The organism is Tahibacter amnicola (assembly GCF_025398735.1).
Taxonomy (GTDB): domain Bacteria; phylum Pseudomonadota; class Gammaproteobacteria; order Xanthomonadales; family Rhodanobacteraceae; genus Tahibacter; species Tahibacter amnicola.
In genome coordinates, this window is the sequence record NZ_CP104694.1 from 272,318 (window position 1) to 288,908 (window position 16,591).

At 65.1% G+C, this 16,591-nt stretch carries 5 protein-coding genes; 1 reads left to right on the forward strand and 4 read right to left on the reverse strand.

Annotation, left to right across the window (positions count from 1 at the left end):
• Nucleotides 1–20: 20 nt before the first annotated feature.
• Together N4264_RS01060 and N4264_RS01065 are read right to left on the reverse strand one after the other, a co-directional pair.
• On the reverse strand, nt 21–4,835 hold the full coding sequence (locus tag N4264_RS01060) for an RHS repeat-associated core domain-containing protein (RefSeq protein ID WP_261695226.1): 4,815 nt from the start codon (nt 4,833–4,835) through the stop codon (nt 21–23).
• Between the two features lie 15 nt (nt 4,836–4,850).
• Nucleotides 4,851–7,892: an IPT/TIG domain-containing protein gene (locus tag N4264_RS01065; protein WP_261695227.1), complete on the reverse strand. Its 3,042-nt coding sequence runs from the start codon at nt 7,890–7,892 to the stop codon at nt 4,851–4,853.
• A gap of 202 nt (nt 7,893–8,094) precedes the next feature.
• Between N4264_RS01065 and N4264_RS01070 the strand changes: the two genes are divergently transcribed.
• A complete protein-coding gene (locus N4264_RS01070) occupies nt 8,095–9,315 on the forward strand; it encodes a cytochrome-c peroxidase (RefSeq protein WP_261695228.1) in 1,221 nt (406 codons plus the stop codon).
• Between the two features lie 30 nt (nt 9,316–9,345).
• Here the strand turns inward: N4264_RS01070 and N4264_RS01075 are convergent, their stop codons facing one another.
• On the reverse strand, nt 9,346–14,421 hold the full coding sequence (locus N4264_RS01075) for a DNA repair ATPase (RefSeq protein ID WP_261695229.1): 5,076 nt from the start codon (nt 14,419–14,421) through the stop codon (nt 9,346–9,348).
• Between the two features lie 11 nt (nt 14,422–14,432).
• Nucleotides 14,433–16,547, reverse strand: coding sequence for an SPFH domain-containing protein (locus N4264_RS01080; protein WP_261695230.1), 2,115 nt, complete (start codon nt 16,545–16,547; stop codon nt 14,433–14,435).
• Nucleotides 16,548–16,591: the final 44 nt, after the last annotated feature.

The following is a 16,591-nucleotide window of genomic DNA, read 5'->3' on the forward strand; positions in this document are numbered from 1 at the left end:
TCCGGGAAACTGGGGCAAGATCATGGTGCATCCACGAACCCCAGCGGATCCTCAGCTATGAACCGTCGCGCAGTCGGGCTGTAGTAACGTGCTCTGTAATAGTACAAGCCATTGTTATCATTCTCCCGTCCCGTGTATTGAAAAACGTTAGTCGACGGGGTACCGGCAACATTTTCGGACTGTACATCCCCGTACGCCCCATACCGATACCGTGTCGCGATTTCGCCAGAGCTGCCTGCCAGCGCAATCGAGGTTCCAAGGTGATCGGTCAAGAAGTAGCGACGTCCACCCACATCATCGATCGCATACCGCTCGTCGATCCCCAGCCCATTCAGAATCGTGGTCGTAACACCGCCGGCGGCGATGCTCACCGGGTTCGCGCCTTCATATCGATAGGCCAAGTTCTGACCATCGACTGTCCGGGAGGTCCGACGACCCACCGCGTCGTACCTGAACGTCGCCGTCGTAACACCTTGCGCGCGAATCTCCACCAGTCGGTTCTGCACATCGTAGACGTACTCACTGGCTCCATCGCCAGTCATGTTTCCGTTGGCATCGTGCGTCACCGCCTGACCTCCGAAGGTCGTGAGCGCGTGATTCGCGTTGGTCCCTGAGAGTGAATTCGATGCATCCGGCAACAGCGTCTCGGCCCAACTTCCGCCCTGCTCGATCAATTGCCCGGCACTGTCGTACCCATACGTCAAATCCCCAATCTGCGTCGCCCCCTTCAGGTACTGCAACGCCGTCAACTGACTCGCCGCATCAAACACCGAGTGCGTCCGAATGCCATTCGGCAACGTCACATCTGTCCGACGATCGAGGTTGTCGTAGCCGAATCGCACCACTTCGCTGCCCTGCGTGATGGTCTCCAGCCGCTCGAATGGGTCGTAGTCGTACGACGTCGTCGGCAGGCCGCTCGGCTGGGTGGTCCTCAGTCGACCGAGATCGTCGTAGCCGTAGACGATGGATCCGTCGGCGGTCGTTTCGGTGGTGACCTGATCGAACTCGTTGTACGTGTAGTCCAGATTGCCGTCGGCGGTATCGATGATGTGCTCAATGCGATCGCCAATGTCATAGAGGCGCTCCTGCTGTGCACCGTCGGGACGGAAGGACTTCGTGGCACGACGCAGCGCGTCGAACTCCGTGCGGAAGGTGCGCTGCATGCGGTCGGTGTGCGTCATCCAGCTCAGGTCGGGGGCGTAGGCCCACGACTCGGTCTTGCGCATCGCATCGGTGCGCGACTTCAGGCGCTGCTGGTGATCGTAGGTCCAGGTGGTTTTGCTCTGCTTCGGATCGATCAGTTCGATCAGGTTGCCGCGGGCGTCGTAGCGCAGCGTGGTGACGCCGCCGGCGGGATCGCGGAATTCCACGACATTGCCTTCGACGTCGTAGTCCCACTCGCTGCGCCGGTGCAGTGGATCGTCCACGGCGCGGGTGCGGCCGAGGGCGTCGATCATGCGGCGGCTGGTGCGCTGCAGGGGATCGGTCACGCGCGAGAGGTCGTAGACGTCGTAGCCCAGGCTGATGGTGCGCGATTCCGGCAGCGTCACTGTTTCCACCAGGTCGCGTGCACCGTAGCGGTAGCTGACTTCGCGGCCGCGGTAGTCGCGCACCGACAGCAGGCGGCGGCGCAGGTCGTATTTGTACGTGGTCGTGTGATGGAGCGTATCCGTCACGGTTTCCACGTCCAGGAATTCCGTGTACGTCACCCGGGTTGTCTGCGCCTTCGGCGTGCCGGCGAGAGCCGTGATCGTCTCCGGCAGCATGTCGGCGTTGTAGACGATCTCCGTGCGACGACCGAGCACGTCGGTGACCGCCGTCGGAAAGCCGGCCGCATTGCGCTCGTAGGTCACCTTGCGTTCGAGCGGCGTGCCCAGCGCCTCCACGTCTTCCATCGGTACGCCGGTCGGATGGAACCGCACGCGACGGATCGCGCGGTTGGGACGCGTGACCGTGGTTTCGGTGATCACGCCGGCATTGCTGGTGTAGGCGAAGTCGAAGGTCAGGCCTTCGGCCAGGTCCTGGTGCTTTACGCGGCCTTCTTCGTCGTACACGTTCGTCACCATCGTGGCGAGGCGGCGGTCGCGTACGCGTTCGGCGCGGTTCTGAGCGTTATAGAAGATGTGCTCGTTGGTCTGGTCCGGATAGACGATTTCTTCCAGGTAGCCCGCGGCGTTGTAGAAGTACTTCCAGGTCTTCTTCGCCATGTCGGTGACTTCCTTCAGACGGTTCTGCCCATCCTGGAAGACATCGATGTAGCGACCGCTGGGCGAGGTGATGCGGGATACCTGGCCACCGCCGGTCCGGGTGATCTCCAGCGAACGGCCGAACTTGTCCGTCATGCGCGTCAGGGCGGCGTGAGCGTGGCTGAACTCCATCGTCGTACCGTCGCGCATCGTCAACAGCCACTGGCCGTTCACATAGCGCAGCGTCGCGCCGTAGAACGCGCTCGGCGTGCTGGTATGCAGGCCGCGGTAGTTCAGCACATTACCGTTCATGCTCCCCTGCAGCTGGAAGTCCACCCAGCTGCAGTCACCGCGCACCAGGTACAAGGTGGACAGCTTCACATCCAGGTCAGCCGCGGAGAAGTTCGGGTTGTAGAAGTAGAGGCTGTAGGAGTGCTGCCCGCCCTTGCCCACGTCGCGTGAGGTGTGGTCCTCGCTACGGTGTGTGGTGGTGAAGTCGATCGGAATCACGTCGCTCAGCGATGGGCCCTGGCTGTGGTGCAGAAACACGCCCGTGCGCAGATCCACCGGATCGCCATCGAGCACCGGGCAGGTGCCCGGCATGGTCTTGGCCGGCAGCAGCGGACCGAAGCCCAGGGAGAACCCGGCCGTGGTGTACACCGCCGTGTTCGCTTCGGGAATTACCTGCTTGCCGTCGGCCGAGACGCGGCCGCCGCCGTAGGTGAACCAGCCCTTGTTCGCAGGATCGTAGTTGAGAAATTCCGCGTACGTGCCCGGTGCGCGCCCTTCGTAGTTCGGGTAGATGACCTGGATACCGGGCGTCAGGCCCGGCTTCAGACCCTCGATGCGCGCGTTGCCCGGCTGCAGCGACATATGGATCGGCGTGTTCGACGGGAAGTCCACCGCCGAGCGGTCCAGCGGCAGGGGCACCAGGGCGATGCGATGAATCACCTTTCCGTCGCGGTCGCGCAGGATGGTGCCGGCGGGCAGGCGCAGTTCGAGCCCCGGCATCAGCGGGCTTTTGACGACCATGTCCGCCGTCAGCGGCGACGGCAGGGCGATCCAGTCCTGCTGGCGGATCTTCGGCAGGTACACCGGCTTGACCGGCGTCTGGCGCGTTGCATCGACTTCAATGCCAAGGACGAACTGGCCGTAGCTGTCGCCGTCCTTGCCGACCTTGCTGCCGTCGACATGCAGTTCCTGATGGCCGCCGGGCACGCCGTGCAGACGGTAGCGGCCTTCGCCATCGGTCTGCGTCGTGAAGGCACCGATTCGTACGCGAACGCCGGCCAGCGGGCGATCGCTGTAGCCCAGCACCTGTCCTGTCACTTCGCGACCGGACTCGCGCAGCTGGCGCTTGCGGAAGGCCGTGTCGCGCGTGTTCTGGGACAACGAGAGGATCTGCGCCTCGCGCACATCCGGCGGCAGGTCACGGCCCGTGCGCCACCGGCCGTCGAGGTTCTCGTCCGTCGGGATCCAGATATCCGGATCCTTGGCGCTGGCCTTGGCCAGGTGATACGGAATGGCAATCCGCGCCGGCTCACCCTTGGCCAGGGCCTCCTTCAACGTCAGCGGTGTTTCCGGACGAGGCTTTCCGCCAACCGCTGTGGCGGTGGCAACGCTATTGAGGGTGCTGGGCGAACCCTCCTCGCCCCCCGGGAGCGCTTGAGCGCGCGGATCCGCGTTCGCGGGGACAAACGACTGCGTTCTGAATTCCAGCGCCGTGAACGGCAGGTTGCCGCCCTTTGCATCGCGCGCGCCGTTCACGAACAGCGTGTAGGCCGATCCGGGAAAGAGGTCCTGCTGCGGTGTGACAAACAGCAAGCGACCCGCCTCGGCCGGCACCGCCCGGATTGGTGTCAGGCCGTGGGGGCCCTGCAGGGTCACGGTGGCGTCGCTCAGGCTGGCCGGATCCAGCGGCGGCGTGAAGCGCAGCGCGATCAGCGCATCGATGGCCACGTTATCGGCGTTGGCGGCGGGCAGCGACGCCGCGATCCGCGGCACGCCACTTTCGCTGTCGGCCACTTCGCCAGGCGCGGTGACGAAACGCACACGGCTCGGCTCGTACAACGCAGTGCCGTGCTGGTCGTCCCGAATCAGCACGCGACCATCGGCCAGCAGCGTCGCCGAATGCCCATGCCGTGGCGGCGTCAGCACATCACGCAGCAGCTCCGAGCGATTGGTGCGCCAGTCCCACAACTCGGCTTCCGGCAGCGCGCCGAGCGTGCCGGAATGGCCGCCGATGACAAGCAGACGCCCGTCAGTGAGCACCGTGGCCGAATGGCCGGCGCGCGGCACCAGCGCGATGTCGGTCGCTGGCGACAGCGCGCCGGTCGCGGGATCAAACCATTCGCCCGTCGTAACCAGTTTGCCCGCATCGTCCACGCCACCCCAGATGAGCACGCGACCGTCGGGAAGCAGCGTGGCCGTGTGGTCGTAGCGCGCACGCTGCAGCGCCACCGGCAATGCCGCTGCGTTGGCGCGCAGATTTCCGCTCGCGTGACCGTCAACCCGGCCACCGGTGGCGAGGACATGGCCATTCGGCAACGTCACCGCCGCTGAATGATCCGCTGGCGCCGCGTGGCTGGTACCGGTCAGCAGGCCGAATACCAGCGCAAGCACCGTGTGTTTTGTCGAATTCGTAAACATCGAAGTGCGCATTCCTTATTGCACCGTCACGTCGAGGCTGGTGCCGTAGCCGTATTCCGGATCCATGAACAGGATGTAGCTGCCCTGCATGGGCGCCGCGGGTGGTGTCAGCGTGAGCGTGGTCTGGGAAGCCGAGAGCGTGAACGAGGCGACCGTCGATCCGTTCGGTGCCCATAGGAAACCCTTCACGTCACGACCTGCGCCGGCCGGCGAGGTGCGCGTGATGGTGATGGACGGTCGCTGGCTCTGGTTCAGGTCAAATCGCAGACGCGCGTTCTGGCCGCGTGCGAGCGTGAACTGACCGGTTTTTCCGGTGATTTCCTGGTCGTGCACCGCTGCACCGCCGATCTCGAACTGTTCGGGCTTGGTACCGGGCGTGAACTCCATCAGCACCTGGTATTGGCCACCTTGCGTAATTTCAGGCAGATCGAAGTCGCAACTCTGCCGGGTCAACTCGCAACTGGCGTAGGGCTTCAGGTCGTACTGCGCGATCGGCTTGACCTCGGGGTTGAAGACGTAGAGCTGCGCGGTACTTTGCGGCATCCTGGAAAGCAGCGCCCCGAAGGCGACGTGCTGGCCCACCATTGCGCTGAACGTGGAACGCCACCACGGACCGGGCACGACCGCCAGATGCTGCGTGGGCGGAACCTGGCTGCCCGTCGGTACGTCCACACCATCCGTGATGCGGCCCTCGAGCGACGCCTTGCCGGCATGCAGGGGATCGATGAAGACCTCATAGATGCCCTTGAGCGGAAAATCACCGATCTGGTACATCCCGTCCGCGGTCGCCTGGAAACCCTGCTGGAGGAGCGGCGCGCCGCTCAACACCACGCCATCGGGGCGCAGTATCGTCACGCCGACACGTTGCGCCGGATCCGAAACGAGCTTCGTGACATGGACCGTCTTGCCCGCGCCGGGCTCCGCATAGAACTTCAGGCGCGCGTTGCCGCCGAAGCGGTCGATGCTGACACCACCTGCCTGGTCGCCGAGCTCCACCTCTTTGTCGATGGTCGTGTGTATCGTGGCCGAGGACGACGTGACGGGGCCATTGGGGCGCACCAGCAGGGTGTAGCGGCCGTTCATGGTGGCCACCAGATCTATCTCACAGCCAGGTTGAGCCGGCGTAGTCGGTTTGCAGATCTGCCAGAACGCCTGGATACCGTTTGGCGCGTACACCTCCATCACCAGGCTCGGCGACGAATTTCCCGCGCCAGGGTTGACCACGATATCGGTGAAGCCAATACCCAGCTTCGCATCCTTGTGCGTATCGAGCAGCAGGCGCGTCACCTTGCCCTCCGAGGCACCGAAGTTGGCGGCAGCGCCATTGGGAGCGAGTGGCAAGCCAGGGTCCAGGCCGATCATCGCACTGCCCGTGGCCCCGAAATCCGGTGTCAGCAACAGCTCGTACGTGCCGGTTGCCGGCAAGTTCACCGGATTGATGATGCCGCCCGGAACGAGCAGGCTGTCCGGAACCATCGGTGCGGTCGGCAGAAGGGAACCGTTGGGCGCGAAGAGGGAAACAAATGCCTTTTTCAGGGGATGGCCCAGCGTCAGGCCACTGGCAGAAATGGCCGCGTCGCCGCCTGCTGTTCCACTGAAGCGCAAACGCGCGCTCTGGCCGACACGGCCAAACGTGTACTTGCGCGGGCCGTCGAGATCACCCACCAGGTCCGACGACACCCAGACACGGCCTTCGACGGTGCCGGTGCGAGCGGCAACGTGGGCCGCGTAGGTCGCCGAACGCGCCGGACGTGGCAACACGAAACCGCAATTGCCGTCATTGTTCGCGGTGCCGAACGAGCAACTGCCGCGGCTCGGACCAGCCGATGTCAGCTTCGCCGTCGGACTCTCGGTGGAGTACAGCGCCAGGTCAGCGGCGCCGAGGGTCGGTTCGAAACCGATGCCCAGCGCTTCGTTCTTCCCGGCGTCAAACAGCACGCGTTTGGACTGCGCCTTCTCCATGGCGGTGACCACGGCGCTGCCATCTTTGCGGGCAACCGCAGCCGACTCTACTTTCAACGAAACGGTGGTCGCACTGCTGGCATAGATGCGCATGGCATAGACACCGCTGGCCGGCATCGGCGCGAAGTGATGCGACTGCGCCGTACCCGCGTACAACGTATACCCGGTGACGGTCGATCCATCCGGTGCGAAGTTGTAACTCTGCAAGGATCCGCCGGCGGGTGTAGTGCTCATCGCACTGGCCTGCACGCTGAGCCACTGTCCAGTCGAGCCTTCGAAATAGACGACGTAGTACTTTCCTGCCGGCATTGCCAGCGGCTGCGCAGCACCATCGACCGTCAACCAGGCCGTTCCGCTGAAACGGGAGCAGTCCATCCCCTGCTCGGTCACCAGCAGCAGCGTGTCGCTGACGGCGGCACCGGCGGGCGTCCGTACGACCACCTTGCCACCTGCACTCTTGCGCGGCACGGTGACGCGCAAGCTCGTGTCCGAAAGGACCGTGACGACGGCGAGCTTGGCGCCCACTTCAACGCGCGTCATGCCGGCACGCGTGTCGAAATTCGAGCCGGTGATCGTGAATGTCTGGTCTTGAAGGACACAGGACGCCGACAACGATGCAATCGTCGGAGCGCCATCGGACGGTGTCACGGTGAATGCCTCGGCGCTCAGTGCCGATTGCCCGTCACGCATGACGCGGATCGGGCCGCTGGTGGCCGCGGCGGGCACTGTGACGTTGAGAGTCGTTGCGGTCGCCGCGACGACCGATGCGACGACGCCGTTGAATTCGACCTGGTTCTGCGCGGGCGACGGTGAGAAGCCCGTGCCTTTGACGGTCACTTCTGCTCCGGCAGGGGCCGACCGCGGTGAAAAACCCGTAACGGCAACCGTACCGGCGCTGTAGCGCTTGACCTCCAGGATGCTTCCCACCGCGTCGTACACATACTCCGCCGTCTCGCCGGAGGCATTCGTGACGGTTTTCAGGCGTCCAAGCTCGTCATAGGAATAGGTCGTCGCCTCGGCGACGAAACACAGGCAGAACAGCAACAGTGTGGCAACACCTCGCTGCCACGCAGAAAACGGATGAATCGTACGCACACGGTTCCTTGCCCGACGACAGATCGGGGATTGGCACGAGGGGGTTCGCTCGCTGCGGCAGGCTGGGCGCGAGCGTTGCATCGAAAGACAACCATCTATTGTACGGAAAATTCCCGTTGGGTCGAGCCAGATGCTCCAAACAGCAACATCGCCGATACATCGATGACGTGACACGTTATTCCACTGGCTTATGACGTCTCCGATGCGTTCGTCACCGCGACGTCGACGCTTCCTCCATGAACGAAATGGCACAAACGGTGTGATCGCGTATCATGCTTTTCCGTGGCGCAGCCCATTTACGCACATCAGGCGAGTTCCGAAAGCACCGGACGCCGGAAGAGCAACTTATGGCACACCGAGCTTTCCTCAGACTCCTGATTGCGGTTGTCGCGTGCAATGTCGCGACCCTGTCCTGCGCCGGCGGGACTTCAGAAGTGCACAACGCCGCATCCATGCTTGGCGAAACGCTTTTTCAAGCACCGCGCTCAGCGCGGATGGCACCGTCAGCTGTGCCACCTGTCACCGACCGGAACTGGCCTTTACGGATGGCCGTGCTGTGGCTGTCGGCGTTGACCAACGACAAGGAACGCGGAACTCACCGACGTTGATCGACCTGCCTTCCGATGCGCCACTGTTCTGGGACGGTCGTCGCCAGCACCTGGAAGAACTCATCGTTGATCCGTTGACGAGCTTCCACGAACACGGATTCGCAACCGCGCAGGACGTTGCAGACCGCGTTGGCGAAGTTCCGGCATTGCGTGAAGCCTATGCGCGCACTTTCGGAAGCGATGCCGCCATTGACGCGCAGCGCCTGTCGGCGGCACTCGCCGCCTATGTGCGTTCGATTGACACAGAACCGACAGCGCTCGAAAAGTTTCTCGTCCATCGCGACACTGCGCGTCTCACCCGCGAACAACAGCGGGGCCTTGAGCTCTTTCGCGGGCGCGCCGGTTGCACCGGCTGCCACACGCTCGACGAGAAGCGCGCAACCCTGACGGACAATCAATTCCACGATCGAGGTATTGGTGCCCGTCATCGCGAGGCCGGCCTGGGTGTGGTCGTCAACCGGGCACTTTCCAGCGAGCCCGAAAGGCTCGGCCAGACTATTCCCGCCGACGCGGCAGTCGCCGCACTGGGCCGGTTTGTCGTGACGCGAAATCCGAAGGATATCGGCGCATTCCGTACGCCGACGCTACGAAATGTCGCCGTGACCGGTCCATATATGCACGATGGATCGATCGCGTCGCTGGCCGATGCGGTGGATCACGAGCTGTACTACGCCGATGAAACGCACGGCGCCGGATTTGACGCGCAGGACCGGCAGGCGCTGGTAGCGTTCTTGTCGGCATTGACGGAGGCGCGCTACTGCCACCGTGATTCCACGTGTGCTCCCTCCGCCACACCGGCGCGCAGCGGCCCGTAGCGTGGCTCGCTGCGTGACGCCTGACATCCGCTACGGCCGCGGCTGCCCCAGCTGGCGGATCATGCTGTCGACACTGCCGCGCATCTTGCGTACCTGGTCCCAGATGTCGTGGTCCAGCGTCATCTTGTGGTGCAGCGCCGAGACCAGGGGCAGCAGGGTTTCCTCGTAGGCCTTGGCGATGCGCGTCAACGATTCGGCCAGCGCCGGAGGCACTTCGACCGCGGGCGTACGATCCAGTGCCGCGCGGATGGCATCGAGCGAATGCAGGGCGCGGAGCGCTTCTCTGGCATCGGCATGGTTCTGGCCGTGTTTCTCCAGTTGCGCGGCGATGCCGGCGAGCGCCTGCGCCGTGCGCGTGGCGCCGTCGGCGTCCTTGCCGCCCTGGCTCGCCAGCAGGCGGAAGCTGTCGCAGACGGACTGCCAGCGTGCGTTTTCTTCCGCCGAAGGCCGGCCGATCAGCTGGCCGAGCTTGAGCAGGTTTTCTTCGGCCCGCGCACCGAGCGTCTGGGCTTCGCCGCGGTAGTGGTCGCGGATCAGCGCGTCGAGTTCTTCCGGCGTCATCAGCGGGCTGAGCGCCGAGGCCAGCTTGGTCATGTTGCGATAGCTGCCCTGCAGCTTGAAGGGCGGCTCGGTGCGGTAGTGATCGTCCTGCGCTGCGCTGGCCACGTAGGCGGCGTTCACGCGCATCAGCACGTCGCGCACCCAGACCATGCGGCGTACCAGGGCGATCGTCTCCACGCTGACAGAACCGGCGACGGCACCTTCGTCTTCCTGGGCGGCGCGGATCGCAGACAGGATGTCGGCACGTGGACGTTCGGCCAGCGCGGCCGTTCCGGGATTGGCGGTCAGCGCGTTCTCGATGTAGCTGTCGGCGAACAGCGCCTCGCGCCCGCTGAGCACATCACCCAGGTTGTACACGTCGGCACGGTTGGCCAGCATGTCCGGAATGCGGAACACGTCGCCGCTCTCGGTGTACGGGTTGCCGGCCATCACCAGGGCGAACCGCTTGCCGCGCAGATCAATCGTGCGCGCCTGGCCGTCCACAACGGCATCGATACGGCGCGTCGCGTCGGCCAGGCTGATGAACTTCTGCAGAAATTCGGCGGAAAGGTGCTGGATATCGTCCAGGTACAGCATCACATTAGTGGCCATGGCCAGGCCCAGGTTGAGCTTGACCAGTTCCTCCGACGCGCTGCGGTGCGGCGACTGGGCGGGATCAAGACCCGTCGCCTCGTGCCCGAGCGTGGGGCCATTGATGCGCACGAAGGTCATGCCCAGGCGATCGGCGATGTATTCCATCAGCGTCGTCTTGCCATAGCCGGGCGGTGATATCAGCAGCAGCATGCCGGACCGGTCGCTACGGCGATCGTCAGCGCTGCCGATCTGCTTGGCGAGGTTGCGCCCGATCAAGGGCAGGTAGACCTCGTCAATCAGGCGATTGCGCACGAAACCGGCGAGCGGCTTGGCCAGGAAGCGATCCAGACCCAACCGCTGTCGCTCCGCCTCCACCAGCGCGTGGCGCACCGCGGCGAAGGCGTGCCACGCCGGCTCCACGCTGTCGGCATGGGCGGCGAGGCGTTCCAGGAACTCGGGGACGTCCAGCGGCAGTGCGCCGTCCTGGATGCGATCGTGGCGCCCGCGCAACGCAGTGAGCGTCTGCACCAGCGGCAACGTACGCCGCTCGCGCGGTACTGCAGGAAACGCCAGGATGACCGCCGCCTCCAAAGCTACCGATGGGGTAGCATGTTCTTCTCCGACCGCCTCGCACCAGCGGCAGGCCAGCCCCAGGCGGTCGGCCACGGCAAGCTGCGCATCGAGGGCGCCCAGCACGCCGCGCGGCAGTTCGCTGCGTACGCGGTCGGCGAGGTCCTGGGCGGCGGCGGAAACGTCGAAGTGCGGATGATCCTGTCCCACGCTGATGACGAGGTGCCGCGCCGCAGCCGCCAGCTGCGCCGGGCTCAGGGAAATTCCTGCGGCCTGCGCCGTGTGCGCGATCGCGGCCAGCCACGAGGGTGGTACCGGCGGCGCCAGGCTGTTCCGTACGAACCAGGCCAGGCCCGTCGCATGGCTGCGCAACGCGGTCTGCGCCGGGGGATCAAGCAGGGCGTAGTGGCATTGCGCCACCACGCGCGCGGCGGCTGGCACCGACAACTCGCCGGCACCACTGGCGAGTTTGGCCAGTACGTGCAGGATCTGGCCCGCATCGACGTCGTGCACGCCGCGCTGGTAATCCTCCACGGGATAGCGGCGCGCGTGTTCGGCCACCAGCGCCTGCACGGTGTCGGGTTCGACCGACAGGAGTGCGTCGCGCAAGGCGGTGTCGCCATCCTGCGCCGCGCGCCACAGGCGGTAGGCCAGGTATTCACCGCGATACACCGTGGCCGTTTCGTTCGGCAGGGATTGTCCCCACACCGCGCGAAACTCGTGTACGCGGGGGTCGTCGACCGGCCGCTGGTAGTCGCTGCCCACCAGGCGCAGTGATACCGCATCGGCAGTGTGCAGCAGCGCGATATCCAGCGGCTTGCGCTCGACCGTGAAGCGGAAATTTCCCAGCGCCAGCGTATCGCCAGTGATACCCAGCTCGGTGCGATCGCGCAGGTCGCGCAGGCTGGCCTCGCGCAGCGATTTCAGGCGGCCGCCGAGTTCGTCCGCCGCCACCGCGTGGCCCAGCGCGCGCAGCTCGTCGATCTGCCGCAGGGCGCGTTCGACCAGACTGTCGCCGGCAAATAAGGCATGCACCTCTTCGGCCTGCGACAGGCGCGCGACGCGGCGCGGCACGCCGTCCAGCACGCGTTCGACGGCCTCGCGCAAACCCTGGGCGCGCTGCTCGCGCTGGCCGGCGATCTGCTCGCGGCGCGCCGCGAAGGCATCGAGCACGGTTTCGCGCCGGCTGGTCAGTTCCACCAGGAAGGCGGGCTGCTCGCCAAAGCGGGCTTCCAGCTGCTCGATCTGGCCCAAGAGCTGCGCCAGCGCGTTGTCAGTGGATTCGGGCGTGTCGCTGCGACCGAGCAGATTCTCGACCGTCTGCTCCAGCACGGTCAGCTGCGCACCGAACTCCAGCCCCTGTTCTTCCTTGAGCAGGGTTTCGCGCCGGTTACGCTGCTGCGCGCGGATGCGGTTCACCTCGGCATAGAGCGTGGAGGTGCGGCCGAGCAGGTCGGCGCGCTGCTGCGCGTCGCTCTGTTCGAAACCAGCCACCAGTTCGCTCAGTCCGTCGAGCGATTCGGCGAGGGCATCCAGTTCCTTGCCCACATCCGCCAGCGCCGTGCTGGTCGTTGCCTTCGCGACATGGTCGGCGGCGTCGGCCAATCCCTTCTGCAGCGGCGCGAACGCTGCCGAATCGGCAAAGAACTTCAGCGCGCGCGCGCCGATGCGGTCCAGCTCCTCGCGCAGGCGCGTATCGAGGGACGCGACGTCCGTGGCGGCGACGTGCTCCTTCTCGCCCAGCAGAGTCAGCTCGCCGCGCTTGCGCTTGATCGAGCGGATCGCGTCGGTGAAATCCTCGGGTTTCTGCCACAACAGGCTGCTGACGCGCGAAAGCAGTTCGCCGACGGACTTGCCAGCCGCCTCCACCGCGTGACGCGCCTCGGTTTTCGCCTGTTCCAGCTTCTCGCAGGCCACCAGGGCTTCGCGCGCGCTGCGCCCAAGCGTGGCGACGTCCGCGCCGATTTCGCCGGCTTCTGCCTCCGTCAACCATGGGTAGGCGTCTGCGCAGCGTCCGCTCAGGCGCACGAGCTGTTCGTAGCCAGCCTGGTTTGCCGCATCCGATGCCAGGCGCAGCACCTCACGCAGATCGGCCAGTGCACGGACGACCGTCGCGTTGCCCACGCGCCCGAGCAATCCGCTCACGCGCGGCGCGACGCTGGCGTGTTCTTCGAAGGCAAAAGGCGTCCGCCAGAGCTGCATGGTGTGAAGGCGCGTCGGTTCTTCGCCCGACTCGGGTGTCATCAGCAGCACGCGGCCGTCGAGCAGGCGCGCATAGCCGTTGCCAAGGAGCGGCTGGCCCAGTGCTCGGTCAATCACGTTGTAGGACAACAGCGCATAGCGCCCGCCCACGGGCTCGTAGAACACGTAGAGCATGTCCTCGCCGCTGGGCGCGCGCAGCTGGCGCTTGATGCGGAAGGCGGAGAAGTCGTGGCCCAGGTCGGAGAAGCGCTTGTATTCGCCGGATTCGAGATAGCAGCCGCCGGGGAACACGATGCCATGGTCTTCGGGCAAGGCCATGCACGAGGCGCCGATCTCGTCCAGGCGCACCACGCTTTTCTGCCGTGTATTGAACACCAGGTAGCGCGTCTGGTTTTCGCGGTAGGGCTTGATCCGCAGAAGGATCAGCGCACCGACAGGCGCGTAGGCGATTTCCGCATCCGCCAGGGACTGGTTCTTGTCGTCGACCGGCTCGCTGTAGATGCCCAGGCCGCTTTCGGTGTTGTTCTCGATCTTGATAGTGAGATCGCCGCCGATGGTCTCGACGAACACTGTGTCCAGGATATTGGCGTGGGGATGGCGCCCCATGACGAACTGTTCGCGGGTGACGGGCTGCCACTCGAAGTCGTGCGTGGGCGGCAGCACGTGATCGCGTTCGCCGCGGTTGTCCAGGTACTGCACACGGCCTTCGCGATCGATCGAGAAGCGGAAAACGCGCAGGTCGGTGGCCTGGGTGCCGGTGCGGAAGATCATCAGCAGCCGCTCGCCGATCACGCGCAACTGGTCGAGCGTGGTGGCGCGGTAATAGGTGAAGAGCTCGCGGAAATCCGCTACGAACCGCGCGTCATCCAGGAAGGTTCCGGCAATCGGCTGCGCCTGCAGTTCGGGCCCCTCACCGCTCTCGGCGAGCCGGTACAGGCAGAACACGTCGCCGACCTGGGTTTCCTTCTTCAGGCCGATGAAGACGTTGTAGCCGAGCAGGAACACATCACCGGCGCGCACCACGTCCCGCGCCACGCCGTTGTGCTCGGTGCGCGCATTCAGTCGCGCCAGCAGCTTGGCCTCGATACGGCCAAAGGCATCCAGGCGCCGGCGATTGAGTGCCTGCACCTTTTCACCGAGCGCCTGGCCGGTGGTGGCCAGGCGCTTGCGCAGGAGTTCGAACGTGGCGGAGGCAGTCATGCGCGCGCCGCTCAGTCTTTGTTGCCGCCGGTTCCCGGCAGCAGGCCGCCATCGGACGCCTTGGCCCCGAGCCGCTGCGCCAGGTTCGCCACCGACAGGTCACGCAACGCATCCGCACCGCCGATCGCGGCGATGAGTTCGCGCGCGTCGGCGATCAGGTCGCGTTTGCCGGCCTTGTGCTCGGCCAGGGCCTGGCTGAGCAGCGCGCTTTTGTCGACCGTGCCGTCGATGGCCTTGCCCAGGCTCAGCGAGCGCATGAAGCGTTCGAAGTAGGCACCGTCGCCGCCGACGATCTCGATGTTGGCCACCGACAGCGCCTTGGCCAGCACCTCGGCCTGGTCGCGGGCGATGGCTTGATTGGCATCGATGCCTTTCATCGTCACCGCGTGGGCGTAGTCGAGCTGCATGCGCTGTTCTTCATGGGCGCGCGTTTCTTCGCTCATCGCCTTCATGGCTTCGAACTTGTCCTTCAGGCCGCCAGCCTCCGCCGCGAAACGGACAGCGATGGCGTGCGCCTCGGCTTCGCCGTGTTTCTGCTTGCCGGACGCTTCGGCTTCCAGTTTCAGACGCAGTGCCTCGGCCTCGGCGACGCCGTGCTTCTGCTTGCCCGTCGCCTCGGCTTCCAGCTTCAGGCGCAACGCCTCGGCCTCGGCCGAGCCGTGCTTGGCGATAGCCTCGGCGTCGGCGATTTTCAGGCGCGCAGCGACCAGGCCTTCCTTTTCCGTCGCATCGGCCTGCGCGATGGCCACCTTCGCGGCGGCCAGGCCACTGGCCGCCTCGACGGCTTCGATACCTTCCGCCTCGCGCTTCTTGCCCTCGGCCGCCTTGCCGGCGATGGCGAGCTTGGCCTCGGCCATGGTGAGTTCTTCGGCGGCCTTGTGCTTGGCGCGCTGTTCTTCGGCCATGGCCTTGCGCACCTCGGCAATGAAGCTCTCTTCCGCCGCGCCCTCGGCCAGCACAATGGTGCTCTTCTTCGTGCGTTCGGCGTCGGACAGGGTGCGCAGGTTCTTGATCTCTTCTTCCTGCTCGGCCACCGTGCGTTCGACCACGATGCGCTCGCGGATCACATCCGCGATCGCCTTCTTCTGCACTTCGACGGCCTTCTCTTTCTCGATCCGGTGCAAGGTGACTTCGCGCTCGCGGTCGACCTGCTCCAGCTCGCGGGCGCGCGTGACGCGCTCTTCCTCGATGGCCACCGCGCGCTGGCGGTTCTTCTCGGCGACTTCGGCCTCGCGCTTCATGTTTTCCTGCTGCACGGCGATCTGCTGGTCCGCCAGCAGCCGGGCGATCTCCGACTTGGAGCGCTCTTCCGCCGCCACTTTCGCCGACTCGGCTTCCTCGCGGGCGCGGGTGTTGGCAATCTCGCGCTGCTGGTTGGCCTCGGCGTAGGCCTTCTGGCGTTCCAGCTCCAGCACGGCCTCGGCGGTTTCGACGTCCTTTTTCTTGATCCGCATTTCTTCGTTGCGGCGCAGTTCGTTCGTGTGGACGTTCTGCTCGGCGGTCAGCTCGGTGATCTTGCGGATGCCCTGGGCGTCGAGGATGTTGTGCGGATCGAGCTTTTCCAGCGGCGTTTGCTCGAGATAGTCGATCGCGGCGTCTTCGAGTACGTACCCGGAAAGCTCATCGCCGATCTGGCGGACGATCTGGTCGCGGAAACGGTCACGGGCTTCGTACAGGTCGACGAAATCCATCGCCTTGCCCACGGTCTTGAGTGCTTCGGAAAACTTGGCGCTGAAGAGGTCTTCCAGCGTCTGTTGGCTGCTCGCCCGTGCACAGCCAATGCCCTGGGCGACGCGCAGTACGTCGTCGCGCGTCTTGTTCACGCGCACGAAGAACTTCACCTTGATGTCGGCGCGCATGTTGTCCTTGCAGATGAGGCCTTCCTTGCCCATGCGCTCGATTTCGATGGTCTTGAGCGAAATATCCATCGTCTCGCGACGATGCAGGATCGGAATGACCAGCCGGCCCGTAAAGCTGACTTCCGGCTCGGCGCGCATGGTGTTGACGATCATGGCATGGCCCTGGTCCACCTTCTGGTAGAACTTGGCGACCAGCGCCATGAAACCCAGCAGGAAAACGACCAGTACGCCAACGGCGGCAATCAGGGTGATAACGGCGGTATCCATCTTCGGGTACTCCCGGTGGGTTGGGATCAGTGACAGGGCAAACG

Excerpts from the sequence above, each read along its gene's own strand:
- N4264_RS01060 (WP_261695226.1), bottom strand. The coding sequence starts at position 4,835 with ATGTTTACGAATTCGACAAAACACACGGTGCTTGCGCTGGTATTCGGC.
- N4264_RS01070 (WP_261695228.1), top strand. The coding sequence starts at position 8,095 with ATGCGTTCGTCACCGCGACGTCGACGCTTCCTCCATGAACGAAATGGC.
- N4264_RS01075 (WP_261695229.1), bottom strand. The coding sequence starts at position 14,421 with ATGACTGCCTCCGCCACGTTCGAACTCCTGCGCAAGCGCCTGGCCACC.
- N4264_RS01080 (WP_261695230.1), bottom strand. The coding sequence starts at position 16,547 with ATGGATACCGCCGTTATCACCCTGATTGCCGCCGTTGGCGTACTGGTC.